Origin of the sequence: uncultured Clostridium sp. (assembly GCF_900547735.1) — a bacterium.
Lineage (GTDB): Bacteria > Bacillota > Clostridia > Lachnospirales > Lachnospiraceae > Otoolea.
Map to the genome: position 1 here is coordinate 30,773 of NZ_URHZ01000028.1, position 20,657 is coordinate 51,429.

A 20,657-nucleotide genomic window follows, 5' to 3' on the forward strand; every position below is an offset into this window, starting at 1 on the left:
CGGGGCAGACACCCTGCCCTTTGGCGGCGCACTTAAGATACAGACATAAAAGGAGGAGGGATTTCCTTGGATAAAGAAAAAGACACATGGTCCTATGTGAATAAATGGTACCTGATTATTCCCCTGGCTTTCCTGACATTTTTCTTCGTTGCTCCGCTGATTAAGATGTTCTATCTGAGCATGTTCCAGTTTAACGGGGTGAATAAGCCGCTTGGAGATTTTACCCTGACGAATTATCATAAATTCCTGAAAGACGGGTATTATTGGGGCGTTTTGGGGAAAACAGTGGGGCTGAGCTTTCTCTCGGCAATTATCTGCGTCATCCTGGGATATCCGATTTCCTACCATCTCAGCAGAATGCAGGGAAAAGTGAAAAGCGTTATCACCGCAATGGTCATGCTGCCCCTCTGGGTGTCAATCACGGTCAGGATGTTCGGCCTGATGACGATCATTGAGTGCGGGACATATTTTGCGGTTGAGGTGGGGCTGGTCTACTGCGGTCTGCCCTATATGATTATGATACTCACGGGGCCGATTGGAAACGTGAACCAGAGCGTGGAGGAGGCCTCCTACGTGTGCGGCGCCGGATTCTGGGAAACTTTTTTTAAGATCACGTTTCCGCTCACCATCAAGGGAGTTATTTCCGGTTTTATGCTGGTGTTTGCCCTGAACACGGCGGCGTTCGTCGTGCCGGTTATGCTGGGAAGCGGAAAAATTGTCACGATGACAACCCTGATTTACCAGCAGGCCACTTATATTTATGACTGGGGCTTTGCAGCAGCCATATCCGTTATCTTCCTGATTGTATCCATGGCTCTCACCAATTCGGGAAAGCTTTACGACGTTTACTGTGAAAAAAGGGCGAGACGTTCCTCTAAAATTCTGAGGGAACAGCTTCGCAGGGAGGGGGAATAAAGATGAACCTTACAAAAATAGCGGGAAAGTTATTCAGAATATTTGTGTATATGTTTTTACTCTGTCCCCTCGGCGTCGTTATCTGTACGGCATTCAGTGATACAAACAGGGTTATTTTCCCGCCGAGAGGGTTTACGCTCAAGTGGTTCGGGCAGGCCTTTGCCAATGTGGAATTTATGAATTCGCTTCTTTTGAGCATCCGGATCGCCTGTGTCAGCGTCGTGATTGCCTGTGTGCTGGGCACGATGGTCAGCCTCTGGTTCTGGAAATCGGGAAGCCGGACAAAAGGGATATTTGAAACGCTGTTTCTGTCCCCGATCGTCATTCCGACCATCATCAGCGCCGTGGCATTCTTACAGTACTTTGCCATTTTCGGCAACATGTTTACAAACTACTGGAAACTGTGCCTGACCTATGCGATTATCGAGATTCCTTACGTCATCAGGACCGTTACGGCCAACCTGGTGGGGCTCGACACGGGATTTGAGGAAGCGTCCCTGGTGCTGGGGGCATCCCCGGTTAGAACGCTGTTCAAGGTGACGCTCCCCTGTATCCGCCAGGGCATTATTGGAGGGGCCGTGTTCTCCTTCGTGGTGGCTTTTGATGAGTGCGTTATCATTATGTTCATGAAGAGCGCAAAGACAGTGACCTTCCCGCTGCGCCTCTATTCCTACATAACGGAGTCGTTCACCCCGCTGATTTCGGCCTTTGCAACACTCTTCATCATTGTGGCCGGAGTCGTGATCTATATCGTGGAGAGAAAGATAGGACTCAGCAAACTGTATTAATATAGTAGAGCGGGATGAAAATCTGCTGATATGAAAATTCAAAAGAAACTTAATTAAGAAAATCCCTTTTCCGATGGAAAGGGATTTTCTGACATTTACAGCGCGGATTGCCGGGCGGAAAAATGGTAGGATGCCGGGGTAATAATAAATTGATAATACCCATAATATGGGTACGTAAAAACTTGCAACATGAGAATACCAAAAAAGCATGCCTGATATAATAATATCAGAGGTGTGCTATGACCAAGAAGACGAAAGTGGAAGCTATTTTAAAAACGGATAGTAAACTGAGGGAATTACGTAAAAAACGCGATTTAAAACAGGAGCTGCTGGCGGATGAAATAGGCTCATCACAGCAGACGGTCAGCCGCATTGAGAATGATAAATTATTGATGTCGGTTGAGACTTTAATACGCCTTTCCGCCTATTTCAATGTTACAACCGACTATATGCTGGGAATTTCAGATTTTGGACCCTCGGAGGAAGAAGACGACAGTAAGGCGCAGGAGCTGGCACAGTTGTACATGGCACTGGGGGAAAGAGACAGGGAGCTGTTATTCAGCCAGGCCAGGAAGATGTATGAATTAGATCATAAAAAGAAAGAAAAATAGGAACTGTTCAGGCAGGTACCGGACAGTGATATAAAATAATAAACAAGTGCGGAAAAGGGAGGCCTTCAGCCTCCCTTTTTCCGACGGTATCGGCAAGCGGCAGACAACATAGCGGTTACAGGTGTTTTCTCTGAGGTCTCTTTGCCCTCTGCATGATGGACGCGCGGTATTCGGTCGGCGTCATGTCGGTGATTTTCTTAAACTGCCTGGAAAAGTAGTGCACCGAGGTGTAGCCCAGGGCATCCGCTATCTGGGTAAAGTTCATCTGCTGGTTGCGGATCATCTGTTTGGCAGCGCTTATCTTCATCTGGTTAAAACACTCCATCACGCCGCTTTTCTGGTAGGTCCGGAACAGCTTTTTAAGCTGCGACGCACCGATCAGGTTGTCGCGGCATATTTTTTCCACGGTGAGCTGCCGGCCGATATGGCGGTCCAGGTAGTCGATAATGCTGGCAAACAATTCATTTCCATCCGAGAGCGCCGGAGTCCGGCCGGGATTGTAGAGGGCAGGCAAGGGCTTTTCTTCATTATAAGAGAAGGCGCCGGAAAAAGTGCGGAACAGTTGAATCAGAAACTGTTCCAGATGTATTTTAATCATCTGCTCCGCGCCGAAGGGAATGTTCTCCCTGCGGCTCAGCACCTCCATATAAGGGTCGTCCATCGGTCCGTCGAAGGTGTCGCGGGCTTCGGCAATAATCTGGGACAGAAGGTTGCGCTCGCTCTCGCCGACCGTCAGGATCTTGTGCTCAAAAAATGCCATGCACGGTTCGCCGGCCTCAAAGGAGATGACAACCAGGTTCGGCGCGATGACGTTGTTGGCGGCCAGGGCGTGGAATTCATTGGGCCGGTGGAAAATAATCTGTCCCTGATGAAGGACAAATTTCTCACGGTCTGCCGTCACCTGGAGTTCTCCCTTATCCACATACATAAACTCCCAGAAGTTGTGAGATTCACCGGGAAATGTGAAATCACTCATATATTCAAAATAATGCAGGCTGACGATTTTTCCGATTCGCAGCTCTTCTTTTAACTCGGTAAACTGATAGGACATAGGCGCCTCCTGTGGGATGGGTTTTCCGGCGGCTTACCAAAACTGTGTCTTCCGGCCGTATAACCGTAATTGAGACTTTTTTACATTTTAACCTGAATTCCGGCAGGTGTAAAGAAGAAAAGAACTAAAAGTGCAAAAAAGGAAACGATTTGTATAAAGAAATTTGGCAATTAGTATAATATCATAGAGATATGAATTGCACTAAATGTGAAAATTCACTAAAAGTGTTAAGGAGGAAAGTTTTTATGAAAAAAAGAACGTTAAGCGTACTTTTGACAGCAGCTATGGCGGTTACCATGCTCGCAGGCTGCGGAAGCAAGAAGGAAAGCGCTCCGGCTGAGACAGCAGCGCCGGCGGCAACAGAGGAAGCAGGAAGTGAAGCAGGCGGGGAGGCAGCAGCTCCGGCCGAAGGCGGCACACTCGTTTACTGGTCCATGTGGGAGTCTACCGAGCCACAGGGTCAGGCGATTCAGAAAGCAATCGATGCCTTTACAGCAGAAACAGGCATCAAGGTTGACGTACAGTTCAAGGGACGTACCGGTATCCGTGAAGGTTTACAGCCGGCTCTTGACGCAGGAACCAATATCGACTTATTTGACGAGGATATCGACCGTGTCAACAAGACATGGGGACAGTACTTATTAGATCTGGAAGACCTTGCAAAAGCGGCTGACTATGAGTCTACAGCCAATGCAGGACTGATCAATGCATGCCGCGAAGTTGGCGACGGGACATTAAAGTCCATTCCTTACCAGCCAAACGTATTTGCAATGTTCTACAACCAGGATATTTTTGATGAAGCAGGCGTGACAGCAGTTCCTACCACATGGGCAGAACTGGATGCAGCTTGTGCAAAGATTAAAGATGCGGGCTACGTTCCGATTACAGATGATGACGCATATATCACATGCTTATTCGGATACCATATGTGCCGTCTCGTAGGATACGAGAGAACATCCGAGATCGTTAAGAACGGCGAGTGGGATGACCCGGCAGTTCTTCAGACAGCAGAGGCTTTCGCAGATTTCGCAAAGAAGGGTTACTTCTCTGAGGATATCGCTTCCAACGTATGGCCGGCAGGTCAGAACATGGAACTGGCAGGCGGAACAGCCGCTATGTACTTAAACGGCTCCTGGCTTCCAAACGAAGTTAAGGATATGGCCGGTGACGACTTTAACTGGGGATGCTTCAGCTACCCGGCAGTTGAAGGCGGAAAAGACGGAACAAACGCATCCAACTACGGTGCTCAGGTACTCGCTATCAACAAGAATTCCAAGAACGCAGAAGCAGCTTTCCAGTTAATCTGCAAGATTACAAAGGGCGAATATGACAAAGTATTAGCTGAGGACAGCAACGGTATACCGGCAGATACAAGCAACACAGAGTGGCCTGCAATGGTTAAATGCGCACAGCCTGTTATGGAACAGCTTACAGTTCGTTATCCATGGGCAGCAGGCGCTGAAGACAACGCAGATATGACTCCAATCATCAAAGAGAACATGCTCAAACTGGTTGGCGGTTCCATCTCAGCTCAGGAATTCGTTGATGCATTAAAGAAATAATGATAAAGTAGAAGCGTCCGCGCTTGAATGAAAGACTACTGAATGAAGATTACATGGTGGCACCGATAAATTCATCGCTGTCACCATGTTTTTTAAAAACATATTCAAAAATAAAGATGAAAAGGGGGAAGCAGCTTGAAGAAGAACAAGGCAATGATTGTCACTTTCCTGGCACCGGCAGTATTTATGTTTATTATGGTATTCCTGTATCCAATCTGCCGTACGGTCGTGATGAGTTTCTTTAAAATAGAAGGAATCACGGATTCGGTATCCAAGTGGCAGTTTACCGGAATTGACAACTACGTCAAACTTATGAATACCACATTGTTTAAGACCTCCATGTGGAACCTGTTCCGTATCTGGTTTATCGGAGGTATCATCGTAATGTCTCTGGCTCTCTTATTTGCGGTTATTCTGACAAGCGGAATACGCTTCAAGAGCTTTTTCAGAGCAATGATTTACCTGCCGAACGTAGTCAGCGCCGTAGCTCTGGCAACGATGTGGCTTCAGTATGTATACAACAACAAGTACGGTCTCCTGACCGGCATTTTTAAGAAGCTGGGTCTGACCTCACTGGCCAAAATCCAGTGGCTGGACAGCGACCATAAGTTCTACGCGCTGTTGTTTGCCTACTGTTTCGGTATGGTAGGTTACCATATGCTGATTTTTGCCAGCGGCATTGAGCGTATCAGTGAGGATTATTATGAAGCGGCCACTCTGGACGGAGCCAATAAACTCGGCCAGTTCCGCTATATCACCCTGCCTCTTTTAAAAGGGGTGTTTAAGACGAACATTACCATGTGGAGTGTTACATCCGTAGGATTTTTCGTATGGTCGCAGCTGTTCTCCTCCGTTACGGCGGATAATCAGACGATCACTCCGATGGTTTACCTGTATATGCAGATATTCGGCGCCGGCAACAGCGTGACGGAACGAAACTCCGGTCTTGGCGCGGCGGTCGGTGTTATGCTGAGCATCTGCGTGGTCCTCATCTTCTGGCTGTGTAACCATCTGCTGAAAGATGACGACCTGGAATTCTAAAAGGAGGGGAAGTTATGGCGAAAGAAAAGAAAGTGCGCGAACGCGTTAACTGGAACAGAGAACTGAAACTTGCCCCCGGCTATTTGATTCTGTGTCTCTGGATTTTATTTACCGTTGTTTTGCTGGGATGGGTAGTGGGCGCCAGTTTTTCCACGACAAAGGCGATTTTCGCAGGAAAGATTATGTCCAGTGGATTCCATCTCGAAAACTATGCGAAGGCCTGGAACAACTCGAATGTTTCTACCTTCTTCATGAACTCACTGGGGTATGCAATTATTTCCTGCACCCTGTTAATTCTGATCTGCGCTCCGGCGGCATATGCTTTGTCAAGATTTAAATTTATTGCCAATAAGGTAATCCAGACCGGATTTGTATCGGCCATGGGCGTTCCGGTTGTTATGATCGTGCTCCCGCTGTTCGGACTGGTAGCGGGAATGGACCTTTTAAACCACGAGCTGTCCAACCGTTTTGTGCTGATATTCCTCTACATAGGAATTAACGTGCCGTATACGACGATTTTCCTGATGACGTTTTTTGCCAACATATCAAGGGCGTTTGAGGAAGCCGCGGCGATCGACGGCTGTTCACCGACCAAGACATTCTGGCTGATAATGCTGCCGATGGCACAGCCGGGTATCATAACAGTAACCATCTTCAACTTTATCAATGTATGGAATGAGTATTTCATTTCCCTGATTTTCGGAAACTCAGACAGGATACGTCCCGTTGCCGTAGGTCTTTACTCCATGATTAACTCCATGAAGTACACAGGCGACTGGGCCGGTATGTTTGCGGCGGTTATCATTGTATTCCTGCCGACGTTCATCCTGTACATCTTCCTGTCGGAGAAGATTATTGCCGGTGTAACAGGCGGCGGTGTTAAAGGTTAAATATGAAGTTTCAGGTTACGGTTCACGGCCCCGCTATAGAACGCGGTCCTGTGGACCGTAACCCGGCAGTATGAATCCAAGTGAAAGGAAGTATAGACAGTATGGACAAAAAACCGGTTTTAGTAATTATGGCAGCCGGCATGGGCAGCAGATACGGCGGTCTGAAACAGATTGACCCGGTAGATAAAGACGGAGATTTGATTATTGATTTTTCCATCTTCGATGCAATCGAAGCGGGATTTGAGAAAGTCGTCTTCATTATAAAGAAAGCAATTGAGGCAGATTTTAAAGAGCATATCGGTAACCGGATGGAGAAACATTTGAAGGTTGAGTATGTTTATCAGGAGACCGATAAGCTTCCTGAAGGGTTCGAGGTGCCGGAAGGCCGTGTAAAACCCTGGGGAACGGGCCATGCGATTCTCTGCTGCAAGGACGTGATTGACGGACCGTTTGCCGTGATCAATGCCGATGATTTCTACGGTAAATCCGCATTCAGGGAGATTTACGCCCAGCTTGCCGCAAACAGTGATGCCGGGAAGTACCAGTACACGATGGTCGGCTATGAGCTTCACAATACTCTGACGGAGAACGGTTATGTGGCCAGAGGCATCTGCAGCACCGATGAGGCCGGGAAACTGGTAGATATCCATGAGAGGACCAGGATTGAGAATCACGGCGGCAGGGCGGAATATACGGAGGATGACGGAAAGACCTGGGAATTTCTTCCGGCCGGAACCATCGCTTCGATGAACATGTGGGGATTTACAAAGAGCATTCTGGCCGAGCTGGAAGCCCGATTTGTACCTTTCCTGGAGAAGAATCTTCCGGAAAACCCGATTAAATGTGAGTATTTCCTCCCGTTTGTTGTGGATGAACTCCTGAAAGAGGGAAAAGCGGAGGTAACTGTATTAAAGAGTGTTGACCGCTGGTATGGCGTCACCTACAAGGAAGATAAACAGATGGTGATGGACGCCATCCAGGGCATGAAAGATCGGGGAATCTACCCTGAAAAACTCTGGGAGGACAGATAGAGATGAGCTGCGATAAGGCACTGAAGACAGAGGAGGCCATGGCAAATATGTGCTATGAAGGCACGGTGACGGAATATTACCGTTACGGCCATGGTCATATCAACGACACTTTTTATGTTAGAACACAGGCGGAGGACGGTGAACACGCTTACATTCTGCAGAGAATGAACCGGGAAGTGTTTAAGGATCCCGTTTCCCTGATGAAAAATATCACGGGTGTCACCGGCTTTCTGAGAAAAGAAATCGAGAAAGAGGGAGGGGATCCCCTGAGGGAGACCCTGAATCTGGTACCGGTGAAAGACGGAAAAGATTATTATGTGGACAGCGACGGGGAATACTGGCGCTCCTATCTTTTCATCGCCGATGCCACCTGTTACGACAAAGTGGAGAAACCGGAAGATTTCTATCAGAGTGCGAAGGCATTCGGCCGTTTCCAGCGTCAGTTGTCACTGTATCCGGCAGATGAACTGTCCGAGACAATCCCAAATTTCCACAATACCCCTGTCAGGCTTCAGACATTCAGGAAAGCTGTGGAGGAGGATGTGTGCGGCCGTGCGGCTTCGGTCCGGGAAGAAATTCGGTTTGTACTGGACCGCGCGGATGAGGCAGGAGCCGCGATGGAGATGCAGAAGGCGGGAAAACTTCCGCTGCGCGTTACCCATAACGACACAAAGCTCAACAATATCATGATAGATGATGAGACGGGAGAGGCCCTGTGTATCATTGATCTGGACACCATCATGCCGGGATTATCCATCTTTGATTTTGGAGACTCCATCCGGTTCGGCGCCAATACGGCGGCCGAGGATGAGCCCGATTACTCATTGGCAGGACTGTCGCTTCCCCTGTTTGATATCTACACAAAGGGATATCTGGAGGGCTGTAAGGGAAGCCTGACCAGGGAAGAAGTGCAGATGCTCCCCATGGGCGCGAAGCTCATGACCTACGAGTGCGGAGTGAGATTCCTTACGGACTATCTCCAGGGAGACGTCTATTTTAAGATTACCAGGGAAAACCATAACCTGGACCGCTGCCATACCCAGTTTGCTCTCGTGGCGGACATGGAGAAAAAGTGGGATGAGATGAAGGCAGCCGTTGAGAAATACGCAGGACAACAGTAGTGTGCATTGCATGCGGCAGGAAAACAGGACATTTCTGGATGCCGCCGGACGGAGTTACAAGACTCCGGCTGGCGGCATTATTGAGTTGAGCGAGGAACGGGAACGCCGGCCATTCCGGAGCCGTCCCCGCATCACAACTAAAGCAAACCCACAGTTTCTTACTAAAATAGTGCTGGAAATAGCTGGGAAATGTATTATAATCAATATAGGTGTTATAAGAAAATCGCAGAATTTTATGCGGGAAAGGAGAAGCTGGATGGTAGAAGAAATTTTCGAATCAAGGCCGCAGGAGGTTCTGGTTGTGAATATGTTCGGCGGTTTTTCGATGACATATGCGGGCAGGAAGATAGCGTTTTCGAGAAGCAGCAATACAAAGTTTATTCAGCTTCTGCAGCTTTTGCTTTTAAATGCCGGCCACGGGATTTCCAAGAAAGAGCTGATTGACACGCTCTACGGCTGGGATGAGGGCGTCAACCCGAATAAGAATCTGAACAACGTCATATACAGGCTGAAAAAGCAGCTGATTACGGCAGGTCTGCCGGAGGAGGATTATGTCATTCTGGATAACGGCATGTGCCGCTGGAACAGCAGCTTTCCCGTGGAGACGGATACGGTGCTGTTTGCAAAGTATGCGGCGGCCGCGGAGAATAAAGAGGGAGACGAACGCATCAGAGCCCTTGAAAAAGCAGAACGCCTTTATGCAGGAGAACTGCTTCCGGAATTTTCAACGGAGCTATGGGTAATAGAGGAGAATCTAAAGCTTAAGAACCTGTATGAACAGACAGTGAAAGCTCTGGGCGCGGTCCTGAGAGAGGCGGGAGAGTATCAGGAGGAACTGAAGCTTTACCGCAAGGCGGGAAAGATCTATCCCTTTGACAAATGGCAGGTTCAGGAGATTGACTGCCTGATGTTAATGAAAGAATACAAAGAAGCGTACGATGTCTATCAGAATACGGCCAGCCTGTACTGCGAGGAGATGGGAGTGCCGCCGGGACCCGAGATGGTGAGCCGCCTGCGTCAGATAGAGCAGCAGATTAAGAATCCGGTCGGTAATTTTGAAGACCTGAAACAGAATTTCCAGGAACAGCAGAACAGGGGGGCGCTTTACTGTCTGTACCCCAGCTTTCTGGATTCCTGCCAGCTTATGTCAAGAGTGGCTGAGAGAACGGGAAGATCGGTCTTCCTGATGCTCATAAACCTGACTGATAAGATGGGAAAAGAGATAACGGATCCGGCGAGACTGGAGACTCAGATGGATTTGCTGAAAGAGGTAATCCGGTCGACCTTCAGAAGAGGAGATTTGTTTACAACATACAGCAAAAGCCAGTATATGATTATCCTGGTCGGAACGGAGAAGGAGAACTGCAATAAGGCATTTACCAGATGCATTACCCGGTGGAAGAATACGGAGGGAGCAAGGGGCGAACTCAGTTATTCCGTGGAGTCCCTGATCAAGATGCTGAATCCGGAGCTGTCGGATGAGGAAAATACATCTTCCTGGAATCGGTTTTGAATGAATAAACAGTAAAAAAATACATTTATTGGTAAATATAAGAAAAAGTTTAAGAGCTGCTTTTGGCGAGGTAATTCGCGAGGCAGCTCTTTTGTTATGATAAAACAAGAATAACCGGAAAAATGCTCCGAAAACGAGAGCGTTATAGAAAAAAGACGATGGGGAAGTGAGAACCAGTTGAATAACGGTGAAATTAATTTATCGGCGCCCAACCTGATGTGTATCTGTGTGGACGGCCGGAATCATTCGGATATAAGCGGCAGACTGTACCACAGGGGCCGGAAAGAACCGGTTCCCTTTGATAACAGCGGCCAGGCCCTCTTTGAGATGGAAATGTGGTGTGACCGGGTGGGATATCCCCAGTCCGGGGTGGTGGCAAGGAAATTTAAGACAAAGCCGCCCAAAGCGGGTGATGCGGCAGGAAGAGAATGTGACAAAAGACCGGAGCGGTCCGGCGGCAGGGAGACAGAGGAGGCAATGCCCGTGGCGGGAGAAGAGATTTTAAATAAAGAAGGCAAAGAAGGAACCTTCGTGGTTCATATCAAATATAGACAAAACGCTACCTGGCAGGGCCAGGTAACATGGGCTGAAAAGAAACAGACCTGCAGCTTCAGGAGCGCGCTGGAACTTTTGAAACTGATCGATTCCGCGCTGGATGAAGAACCGGCGGACGCAGAGAAAAGCCGGGAAGACGGCCTGCATGAAGTGATTGATAAATAAAGAATTGAGATTAATAAAGAATTGGGATAGATAAAGAGGAGAAAAAATGGCGGGATTAATCAGGAAATTAAGAGAGGATGGAAAGTTTAAGAGAACGGTGGCTGCCTGGCTTGGCGTCTGTATCGTGGTACAGATGGTGGCAGGCAGCTTCGGTGCTGTCAAAACTTATGCCGATGATACCATATATCAGGTCATCACAGTAAAAGAAAGTGATATTATCAAGGGAGTGAAACGGGCGGCCGGAAAAGATCAGGAGCATGTTCCGACGATCAAGAAAAAGTATCTTCCTTATTCAAGCAATGAGCTGAAAGAGGATGCCATTGACAAAATGACCCCGTTTCTGATGGGAACGGCGATTGTAAAGCAGGATACGCTGAAAAACAACTGTTCCTATATCGTGGCGGTCAGCGGAGAGGAGCTTCCCGCATCGGGCAGCGAGGTCCGGTATGCGGCGGAGGACGTGGTTTTTATCGGATTGAACGGCAATAAAGACAGGGACTGCGTATTTACGCTTCAGATTGTGGATGCACAGGATATCGTAATCCGCTCCATGACGATTATCACTTACCGGCAGGACGGCAGCGCGGCCACATCGTCGGAGGCGACCGGTTCCGAGGCGACACCGTCCGAGGAAAGTGAGGAGCCGGCAACCCCTTCTGCAGCAACTTCATCCGAGGCAACCTCCTCGGAAGCAACGGGTTCGGAGCTTCCCGGATACGGATTTGTGGAGGCGGGCAACAGGGAAGAGCTGAGCGAAGATGAACTGGCTGACTTAGTACAGACAGGCGAAACAGCCACACCGGGAGAGGCAGGAACACCGGACGGACCGGTGGATCCCAAAGATGCGGCCGGACCGAAGATGAGGGTTCCGGCGGGCGGGTTTGCAGTTGCCTACGCCGAGAGCAGTACCAATGCACGCGGCAAGGTTGCACAAATCAACGCATTTATTGCTGAAGGTGAAGAGAGCATAAAATCAGGCGCAGTCGGAACGTTCCACATTGCCGCCGATTACAGCGTCATTGACGATAAACTTCCGGATTATGCTTACTTTACGGTGGAATTCGAAGTAAAGGACGAGAACGGGAACGAATATATCAATTATATGGGACCGGAGAGTGAATCCACTGCCAAACCTATCTCCTCCCTGAGCAGTGAAAAGCAGAGAGAATGGAAAGAAATCAACGGCCTGATGGCCGAATCAGATGAATATGAGGAAGCAGCTGGATACGACGACTGGCAGATGATTACGGCGGAGACCAACACATATTTTTATTCCAGGACTGCCGGTCTGGCTGTTTTCGGAATAAAGAACGGCGGAACGGCAATCACGGATCTTCCGATGTTTTTCAGTTTTGACAATTATGTTACCCGGATCGGTTCCACTATCACGGCTACACCGGGCATTTTAAACAAAGAGGAATTAAAGAATGCCTATGAGAGCAGCGCAGGCCCCGCACACAGCGGTGAAACGGCGTTAATTATCGGTGATGAAGCCACGCTCACAAGCGAAGCGGAATTCTGGTGGCAGAATGTGGAGCAGAGCAGCACGGGCAAGATCGGCAATATGGCGGCCGGCACCACCGACGGAGAGATTGTTTTCAAAACATCGGCCAAAAAGGACTATCAAAGCGATATGGGACGTCTCTATACAACGGACTACACCATTACCGACACCATCACGTTTGAGGGCTTTACCCTGAACGTTTCCGGGTATGGAATGTCAACGGATACCAACAGTAAGATTGGTGAATTATATCTGACCAAAGACGGAAAAAATGTGGTGAAACTGATAGGACTGCAGCTTCCCGGCGGCTATAAGGCAGGGCGGGTGGAAGTTACACCGATCTACCGAGACGGTGATTCTCAATCCGGCATCATCACAGGATTTGAGGTGAAATACACAAGGGCTAACGCATCGCTGGACGGCGGCAGCCCGGCTGATATGGCCGATGTCGCAAAAGAACAGATGAACGTTTATCTTGGGCTTGGCTCTATACTCAGCAAAGTGAAAAATATTGTGGAGTACGATTCGGATGCCGCGGCGGCCGGCAAAAATCCGTCCGTGACAAGCAGGGTGGAATTTGAAGCCCATTCCATCATGTACGATAAAACGTCCGGCGGCAGCGGGATACAGATAAATGACGGGGAGACGAACCACTACAGTGAGGCGGCGGTGACTCTGACGGCAGGCACCGATTATTCCCTGGCAAAAGCCGCTTACACGGACAAAGACTGTACCAACGCGGCCACCGGGAACAGTAAAATCTTTGAACCGGGGGCTAAGGTGTATTACAAGATTACCGTGAAGAATAACGGCTACTCCGATGAGAAATTTGACATTGTCGATAAACTTCCCGACGGTCTGGTTCCTGCCTCCGTCAAGACGGTTAAAGTAACATCAGCAGGGATAGAGATTACGGCGGCGGATAACCGTTTTACCGACGAGGCGGCGGTTGAAACAGAGGATTACGCCGTCAAGACATGGGGGAATATCCTGATTCCGTCCGGGCAGCAGGCGGTTGTAATATTTGAAGCGGAATTTAAAGGCAAAGGCGAGTTTTCAGATAAAAATATCAGCACCACCCAGACGAACAATGCAAAATGGTACCGCAGTTCGGATACCGGAAGAAATACGGTTCTTGGAAACGGTGACGCTACGGTATATGTAAACCTCAATACACTGACGGCGCAGGACGTGGAATTTGCGAAGACGATCGTTCCTGTATCCGGTGATACGGCTAAGAGCGTACCCGCGGTAGGCAGCGATGTGACCTACAAACTGCATGCGGAACTGACAAAAGGGGTACAGAATTCCCACTGGATTACGGTGAGGGATAACTGGCCGGACGGAGTGACACTGAAAGAAATATCAAATATCCCGTCACAGGCGATTGTCGTTATCAAGGATAAAACAGGCGGAACCGTACTCAAACGCTATGAAAATACCGGCGGAAATACGGCGGCCTGGAGTAATATTACAGGTTTGGATAACAAGTCCGTAACCGTAGAAGCCCGGGTATATCTGTCACCGTCCAGCCCGGAAGCAAACCTGACGCTTAAGGGAACTATCAATACGGAAGGTGAGATTAAAAACGAGGCTCAGGCCGAAGGAGGAGAGGGCGGAGGCTGGACGAAACCCGATGATCAGACTTTCTATGCAATCGGCGCCGCCATAGAGAAAAATGCCTATTATATTTCCGCCTCACAGGCGGGTTCCATTACCGAAGCAAACAGCAGGAACCATCCCGTCGACCAGAGCGTGACCTTCAGAACGGGGGATGTCGTATGTTATGAGATGACGCTTAAGAACACGGGCAGGGATACCTTTACAGCTACGGTCAAGGATGATATCTCAGAATTGTTCGGAGCGGGAATTACACCGGAATTAGCGGCGGCGAAGCTGGATGAAGAAGGCTCCGTATTCATGCGGGAACCGGGAACGAAAGAGTGGAAGAAGATGAACCTCTCCCAGAACGGAACAGTTCTGGAGAAGGAAGTGGAGCTTCAGAAAGATCAGGAAACAGTTTTCCGCATCTACATTGAAATTCCGGGCAATGACCCGGAAAACGGGGAAACGGTAAAGCTCCGTCCAGTGAATACGGTGAGCGCATCCCTGACCTATACGAATCAGCCGAGGCATACGATTGAGGCGGAAGCCACGATTACAATCAACCAGGACGTCCAGGAGGCCTCCATTGACAAAGAGGTATATGCGGTTGCCAGGGAACTGGAACAGAAAAACGGCCGTGTTTACTTAAAGGGAGCCAGATGGAACAACCCCAGACTGGGTACGCAGGGCAGGGGCTATGTACCGGATGAATCAATCCTCAAGGTCGGTACGGGAGATTATGTTTTCTACCGGATCACAATCAACAATGAAAGTGAGGAGGAAGCGCTCCGGATCCATGAGATTGAAGACTGGCTGCCGGAAGGCATGAAGTTTGTCAGGTTCTATGAATTCAACGGCCAGGGCAATAACGAAAAGCAGAGAATCCCGGGGGAGACCGGCGGTACGGAAGGGGACACACTGGATCTGGGCGTTTCCCACTGGTCGGAACCGCTGACCGGATCGGGCGCCAACTGGCTGTACTATACCGATGCAACCGCAGGAAACTGGCAGAATGCGGCGGCGGCGGTAGGCCATGGCAATGCACACAAAGTAATAAACGGTACAACGTACCGAGCCAGATTATATAATCAGAATGTTAATACTTCCTCCAAGGATATTGCAGCAATTCCGGCGGGAAAAAGTATCGCGTACGGCATTATTGCACAGGTGACCGGCGATTTCGAAAGCGGAGTGATCCTTGAAAATACAACCGGAGTAGTGGTTGACAAATCGGCTGGAACGGATGAGCGGAATGATGAATCAGTAAAAAATTTAAGCGGTTCGGTAGGCGGAAGGTCTTATTCCGACGATTTGTACAAGATAACAACCGATACGGCCAAAGTAATCACTACGGGGATTTATACGCCCGGTATTGAGAAAGATCTGGCACAGTACAATTCACGGGGAACCTGGACGGATTATAAGAAAGACGGAAAAAATGAAAACTTCCTTCCAAACTATCCAATGCGCTGGAAAGTGACGCTTAATAACGGAACCAACAGCTACATGACCAGGGGACCGATTGAAAATTATACAATGAAAGATACTTTCCCAACCGGCCTTACCTACAACGGCGACGATGCGGACGGAAACTATATCGTGAGCACGGGCGGGAAAAAGGTGATGCTGCCAAAACCGTTAATGGGAGTCGGTGAAAACGGCAATGTGACGGCTTCCTGGACCGTCGAAAAACAGGACGGCGGATATACGGTAACGGGCGAGGACGGAGCGGTAATAACGACAAAGGAAAACCTGTCTATTCCGGCCAGAGGGAAGCTGACGGTGCAGATTGGAACCAGGGCTGCCGGAGACGGAACTGCCAAATACGGAACTTATGTTAACCAGGCGGACTTAATTCCTTCGGATGAATACGAGTTCATGGAGGCCTGTGCAGGAACCGTTGTGAGAGACGACGGGGGAGTGCCGGCAGCCGTACATGCGGAAGCATCGGTGGATATCTTTTTTGGCGACGGCAGGACCGAAGCATGGAAGGAGATTGATGGATCCTTTAATGGAGTGAAGGGAAGCGGTGACGGAAGAGACAGTTCCGGCAATTCCATTATAGCGGATGCGGGAAGCGAAGTAGTTTACACACTGAACATTAAGAACCAGGTGGAAAAGGGAATTAAGAATCTTGTGATTGTGGATCGTCTTCCGGCAGTTAAGGATAACGGCATTGTAAACAATATGCAGAGAAACTCAGATTTCAAGGTTTCCTTTACATCCCATCCGGAGATCAGGGTTCAGGTAGAAAAAGAGGACGGCACGTCGGCAGCGCTGAAACAGAGTGACTATAAAGTTACCTATACAGACTGGAATTCCAAATTCGGCAAGGGTTCCGCCCTGCCTGCCGAATACTGGGAGAAAGGACACAGCGGCGGCTGGGAAAATTCAAGTGCAGGTAATGATACATTCCGCCTTGAGGTGGAAGATGAGGCCCTTAAGGGACTTTCCAATAATGATACGATCGTAGTGACCTATCACGCTCAGCTTCCGGAGGCGGATGAACTGGATTTGACAAACGAGCTGATCGCCTGGAATACGTTTGGTTATGCATATATGGCGGTTGAGTCACTGAACCACTCCACAATTACGGTAGAGCCTGCCAAAGTGGGAGTCCAGATTCCTACGGCATCCCTGGCCGTAACCAAGAAGGTTGAAAGCCGGTTTGAGGAAGATAAGAACAGCCGGTTTACCTTCATCCTGGAGACACGGGACGGTAAGGGAAGCGGAGAATGGAAAAGTGCAGGGGTCATGTCTTACCAGATAACATCCGAGGCTTCGGAAAATACGGCAGCCGGAAAGACGGCGGCGGACGGAGGGTTTACGCTGGCGGACGGAGAGACGGCTAAATTTACCGTGCTGGCAGGGCACAGCTACCGCGTCAGAGAGAAAAATGCGGATGGGTATTATGTAACGGTTACGGATTTTGATGGAACTACATGGGACGGCACAGGCGATAAGAGCAGCCTTCTCTTTAATCCTGATACCCCTCCGGCCGCAGTTCTCGATAAAGCGGTAAGCGGAAAGAATTATTACTGTTCATTTACAAATGCGAGAAGCAGTTTCTTTCTTCCTGAGACGGGAGGCGCAGGCACAGATATGTTCCGCAGAAAAGGGGCGGGAATGATGTTCTTATCCCTTCTGATGCTGGCGGGATGTTTTACGGGAAATCCGACCGGCAAAAGAAGAAAAAAAGAGCAGTGAGATGTGAGTCCGATTGAGGGGCAATATAAAATGTGATATAGTTTGACTGTGGTTCCGGCGTCTCATTGGAACGCCGGAGGCCACAGGAACTGGCTGTACTGCCGGAAGACCGGCGGCAGAGCCAGTTCCTGTGACAAGGAGAATAAAATGAAGAAAAAAGGAATTATGATAGTGGCGTTTTTGATACTGCTGGCGGGAGCCGGGGTTTATTTTTACCCGGACATCAGTGATTTATATTACCGTACCGAGGCAGCGTCCAGGATAAAAGAATACCAGAAGGGCGTCCAGGGGCTCAGCACGTCTGAAACGGACGTAATGATAGCTAAAGCACAGGAGTTTAACAGCCGGCTCTCCGGCTCACTCTCCACCGATCCCTTCGAGACAGGGGATGTGAACCCATATGAGGGGGATGAGGAATATAACGATTTATTAAATATTAATGGTGTGATGGGATACATTGATATTCCGAAGATTGATGTCTATCTGCCGGTTTATCACGGCACATCGGCCTCCACGCTGAAAAAGGGCGCCGGACATTTATACGGTTCCGCCCTGCCGGCCGGGGGAAGCGGTACACACAGCGTGATATCGGCCCACAGGGGCCTGCCGTCGGCTAAATTATTTACGGACCTGGATCAGATGCATAAAGGAGATATTTTTTATTTCCATCTGTTTGACAGGGTGATGGCATACCAGGTGGATGAGATAGAGACGGTGGAGCCGACAAAGCTGGAATTACTTGATCCGGTACCGGGCAAAGAATATATGACCCTGTTTACATGTACGCCGTACGGAGTGAACAGCCACCGCCTTCTGGTGCGTGGAATCAGGATACCATATGAGGTTACCAATGCCGCGTCCGCGGCAGAACAGGCGGGTACGGACGGGCCAAGGATGGAGGCGCCGCTTCCGGCGGCGGTCAGGATGGCCATAGCGGCAGTGATAATTATTCTTCTGTCGGCAGCGGTTTATATGTGCAGGCGCAGGAGAAACGGTAAAAGAGGAAAGAGGTAAGAGGTATGAAACAGGCAGGAAAAGTAAGAAAAGCAGGGGCGGCGCTTATCACGGCAGTACTCACGGCGGCGCTTGCAATACAGGCGGCGGTTACGGTGTTCGCTGATGATGAGAAGGCTACATTTACAATACAGGCATCCTCGGAAGGCAATATGGTGCCGGGAGTGGAGTGGTCCGTTTACCGGGTGGCGGAAATGACGCGGGATGGGGAGTTTACCCTGACGGAGAACTTTGCTGAAAGCGGCCTGGATATCGGCAGCCTGAATGAGTCAAAACAGTCCGACATGCAGAAGAGTGCAAAAAAGCTTACCATTTATGTGAAAAATAATGTGATTGAACCAACCGCTTCGAAAACGACGGATGCATCAGGCAAAGCAAAGATGACGGGGCTGGAGCGTGGTCTGTACCTCGTAAGCCAGACCGGAACGCCGGGCACCGGTCTGATCGTGGAATCAACACCGTTCTTTGTGGCGCTTCCGATGATGGTGAATGAAAACGGCAAAAAAGTGATGAAATATGATGTAACGGCATCCCCAAAGATGGAGGTGGAAGTGCCTTCGACCACGGAACCAACGACAGAACCGTCTAGCGAACCATCCACGGAACCAACGAAGGAGCCGTCCACCGACCCGACAAATGATCCAACCAGGGAGCCGGAAACAGATCCCACGTCCGATCCGACCAAGGAGCCGACGACGGAACCCGGAACCGGCGGGACATCGGAGCCGTCCACCGAAGGAACAACGTCACCTACCGAGTCTACGGCGTCTCCAGTAAACCCAACGACACCAAATTCGGGCGGTTCCTCGGGAGGCCGCGACCGCGATAGAGGAAAAACAACGGTGATCTACGACAATAACACTCCATTGGCAAGCTTTCCGCAGTCGGCTCCCGAAGTGGTGGAGATTGAGGAGGAGCCGGTGCCTCTGGGAGCGCTGCCGTCACTTCCAAAGATGGGTGACATGGGAACGGGCGCTTATGCGGCAGGCATAATAATTTCCCTGCTTACGGGATGCGCCGCTTTCATCCGTCGGAAGAAGTATACCGGGGGAGAAGAGTAATTTATGACAAACAGAGTGAAACGCCGGATTTGTACGGCCATATCCGTTCTCAGCCTTCTTTCACTGGCCGGTTTTGCCGTAATGTTTGTGAGGACACAGAATGAATACCGGCACAGCGACAGCGATTTGCAAACTGTGATGGAGCTGCGCGGAGAGGTTCCGCAGGCGCTTACGGAAGAAATAAAGAACCGGATGGATGAGGCATCCCTCAGGGCGGAGGAACATGAAGCCGCCGAAAAGAGGCGGAACGGGTGCCTGAACCTGCAGGAAGAGAACGAAGATGTGGCGGCATGGATTACCATACCGGGAACCGTAATCGACTATCCCGTCATGCATACCCCGGACATCCCGGATTATTATTACCGTAGAGGTTTTGACGGCCGCTATTCCGCCTATGGGATGATTTATATGGATGCGGCCTGTGTGCTGCAGGGAGATGAAGAACTCTATGAGGCCGCGGCAGCCGAAGGAAAAGCCAGCCCCAACGCCATTATTTATGGACATCATATGAAGAACGGATCGATGTTTGCCACCCTTGAAAAATACAGTATGGAGAACTTTTATAAGGAGCATCCGCTCATTCTTCTCGACACCCCCGAGCTGTCGGCAGAATATGAGATTGTGGGCGTGGTCAGACTCCCGGCCGAGAAACTGAGCAAAGAATTTGCGGCGGTCCTGGCGGCCAGGTCCAAAGAAGAATATGAGAGTTTTACACAGTATGTCAAGCAGCATTCCCCCTATGATACGGGGATAACGGCTCAGTGGCCGGATCAGCTTATCACCCTGACCACCTGTGAATACACGCAGAAAGACGGCCGTCTCCTGGTGGTTGCACGGAAGAAAACTGAATAAAAGCAGAACTGCAGCTTTTGGCAGGGCTGTAAATTGCAACGGATGATACCGCACCCCACTTTTAGATACATTTTACTTGTAATGCTGCAGGAAAATGGTAAAATTGAGGGAGAATAGTATGGCGGTAAAGCGGAATGCAAAAGAGCGGTACGGCAAAAAATTCAATTTGCC

General features: G+C 49.6%; 15 protein-coding genes. 14 read left to right on the forward strand and 1 reads right to left on the reverse strand.

Annotated features, from left to right (window positions below; translation table 11 throughout):
- Nucleotides 1-66 precede the first annotated feature (66 nt).
- From QZT18_RS10830 to QZT18_RS10840, 3 genes are all read left to right on the forward strand, one after another.
- Nucleotides 67-915, forward strand: a complete 849-nt coding sequence (locus QZT18_RS10830) for an ABC transporter permease (RefSeq protein WP_294147684.1) — start codon at nucleotides 67-69, stop codon at nucleotides 913-915.
- 2 nt (nucleotides 916-917) lie between these two features.
- Nucleotides 918-1,703: an ABC transporter permease gene (locus tag QZT18_RS10835; RefSeq protein WP_294147686.1), complete on the forward strand. Its 786-nt coding sequence runs from the start codon at nucleotides 918-920 to the stop codon at nucleotides 1,701-1,703.
- 239 nt (nucleotides 1,704-1,942) lie between these two features.
- Nucleotides 1,943-2,314 (forward strand): helix-turn-helix transcriptional regulator, encoded by a 372-nt coding sequence (locus QZT18_RS10840; protein ID WP_294147688.1) that lies wholly within the window; start codon nucleotides 1,943-1,945, stop codon nucleotides 2,312-2,314.
- A gap of 115 nt (nucleotides 2,315-2,429) precedes the next feature.
- On the opposite strand, the gene QZT18_RS10845 is transcribed toward QZT18_RS10840, so the two are convergent.
- Nucleotides 2,430-3,365, reverse strand: a complete 936-nt coding sequence (locus QZT18_RS10845) for an AraC family transcriptional regulator (RefSeq protein WP_294147690.1) — start codon at nucleotides 3,363-3,365, stop codon at nucleotides 2,430-2,432.
- 245 nt (nucleotides 3,366-3,610) lie between these two features.
- Here QZT18_RS10845 and QZT18_RS10850 point away from each other — a divergent pair, with 245 nt between their 5' ends.
- From QZT18_RS10850 to QZT18_RS10900, 11 genes are all read left to right on the forward strand, one after another.
- A complete protein-coding gene (locus QZT18_RS10850; protein WP_294147692.1) occupies nucleotides 3,611-4,927 on the forward strand; it encodes an ABC transporter substrate-binding protein in 1,317 nt (438 codons plus the stop codon).
- 135 nt (nucleotides 4,928-5,062) lie between these two features.
- Entirely contained in the window at nucleotides 5,063-5,968 is a 906-nt protein-coding gene (locus QZT18_RS10855) for a carbohydrate ABC transporter permease (RefSeq protein WP_294147694.1), read from the forward strand.
- Between the two features lie 14 nt (nucleotides 5,969-5,982).
- The gene (locus tag QZT18_RS10860) at nucleotides 5,983-6,858 is read left to right on the forward strand and encodes a carbohydrate ABC transporter permease (protein WP_125141961.1); all 876 of its coding nucleotides are present in this window, start codon (nucleotides 5,983-5,985) and stop codon (nucleotides 6,856-6,858) included.
- 101 nt (nucleotides 6,859-6,959) lie between these two features.
- Nucleotides 6,960-7,889, forward strand: a complete 930-nt coding sequence (locus QZT18_RS10865; RefSeq protein WP_294147697.1) for a sugar phosphate nucleotidyltransferase — start codon at nucleotides 6,960-6,962, stop codon at nucleotides 7,887-7,889.
- A gap of 2 nt (nucleotides 7,890-7,891) precedes the next feature.
- Nucleotides 7,892-9,010, forward strand: a complete 1,119-nt coding sequence (locus QZT18_RS10870) for an aminoglycoside phosphotransferase family protein (RefSeq protein WP_366925856.1) — start codon at nucleotides 7,892-7,894, stop codon at nucleotides 9,008-9,010.
- Nucleotides 9,011-9,266: 256 nt separating this feature from the next.
- Entirely contained in the window at nucleotides 9,267-10,523 is a 1,257-nt protein-coding gene (locus QZT18_RS10875) for a BTAD domain-containing putative transcriptional regulator (RefSeq protein WP_294147699.1), read from the forward strand.
- Nucleotides 10,524-10,700: 177 nt separating this feature from the next.
- The gene (locus tag QZT18_RS10880; RefSeq protein ID WP_294147701.1) at nucleotides 10,701-11,243 is read left to right on the forward strand and encodes a hypothetical protein; all 543 of its coding nucleotides are present in this window, start codon (nucleotides 10,701-10,703) and stop codon (nucleotides 11,241-11,243) included.
- Between the two features lie 46 nt (nucleotides 11,244-11,289).
- Nucleotides 11,290-17,559: a hypothetical protein gene (locus tag QZT18_RS10885; protein ID WP_294147703.1), complete on the forward strand. Its 6,270-nt coding sequence runs from the start codon at nucleotides 11,290-11,292 to the stop codon at nucleotides 17,557-17,559.
- A gap of 147 nt (nucleotides 17,560-17,706) precedes the next feature.
- Nucleotides 17,707-18,573, forward strand: coding sequence for a class C sortase (locus tag QZT18_RS10890; protein ID WP_294147706.1), 867 nt, complete (start codon nucleotides 17,707-17,709; stop codon nucleotides 18,571-18,573).
- Between the two features lie 5 nt (nucleotides 18,574-18,578).
- A complete protein-coding gene (locus tag QZT18_RS10895; RefSeq protein ID WP_294147708.1) occupies nucleotides 18,579-19,634 on the forward strand; it encodes a hypothetical protein in 1,056 nt (351 codons plus the stop codon).
- A gap of 3 nt (nucleotides 19,635-19,637) precedes the next feature.
- Nucleotides 19,638-20,486 (forward strand): class B sortase, encoded by an 849-nt coding sequence (locus tag QZT18_RS10900; protein ID WP_294147712.1) that lies wholly within the window; start codon nucleotides 19,638-19,640, stop codon nucleotides 20,484-20,486.
- The last annotated feature ends 171 nt before the right edge of the window (nucleotides 20,487-20,657 follow it).

What these genes read in the sequence shown, in the direction of transcription:
- QZT18_RS10850 (WP_294147692.1), top strand. Translation starts at nt 3,611, where the DNA reads ATGAAAAAAAGAACGTTAAGCGTACTTTTGACAGCAGCTATGGCGGTT.
- QZT18_RS10885 (WP_294147703.1), top strand. Translation starts at nt 11,290, where the DNA reads ATGGCGGGATTAATCAGGAAATTAAGAGAGGATGGAAAGTTTAAGAGA.
- QZT18_RS10835 (WP_294147686.1), top strand. Translation starts at nt 918, where the DNA reads ATGAACCTTACAAAAATAGCGGGAAAGTTATTCAGAATATTTGTGTAT.
- QZT18_RS10875 (WP_294147699.1), top strand. Translation starts at nt 9,267, where the DNA reads ATGGTAGAAGAAATTTTCGAATCAAGGCCGCAGGAGGTTCTGGTTGTG.
- QZT18_RS10890 (WP_294147706.1), top strand. Translation starts at nt 17,707, where the DNA reads ATGAAGAAAAAAGGAATTATGATAGTGGCGTTTTTGATACTGCTGGCG.
- QZT18_RS10900 (WP_294147712.1), top strand. Translation starts at nt 19,638, where the DNA reads ATGACAAACAGAGTGAAACGCCGGATTTGTACGGCCATATCCGTTCTC.
- QZT18_RS10895 (WP_294147708.1), top strand. Translation starts at nt 18,579, where the DNA reads ATGAAACAGGCAGGAAAAGTAAGAAAAGCAGGGGCGGCGCTTATCACG.
- QZT18_RS10845 (WP_294147690.1), bottom strand. Translation starts at nt 3,365, where the DNA reads ATGTCCTATCAGTTTACCGAGTTAAAAGAAGAGCTGCGAATCGGAAAA.
- QZT18_RS10870 (WP_366925856.1), top strand. Translation starts at nt 7,892, where the DNA reads ATGAGCTGCGATAAGGCACTGAAGACAGAGGAGGCCATGGCAAATATG.
- QZT18_RS10840 (WP_294147688.1), top strand. Translation starts at nt 1,943, where the DNA reads ATGACCAAGAAGACGAAAGTGGAAGCTATTTTAAAAACGGATAGTAAA.
- QZT18_RS10860 (WP_125141961.1), top strand. Translation starts at nt 5,983, where the DNA reads ATGGCGAAAGAAAAGAAAGTGCGCGAACGCGTTAACTGGAACAGAGAA.
- QZT18_RS10865 (WP_294147697.1), top strand. Translation starts at nt 6,960, where the DNA reads ATGGACAAAAAACCGGTTTTAGTAATTATGGCAGCCGGCATGGGCAGC.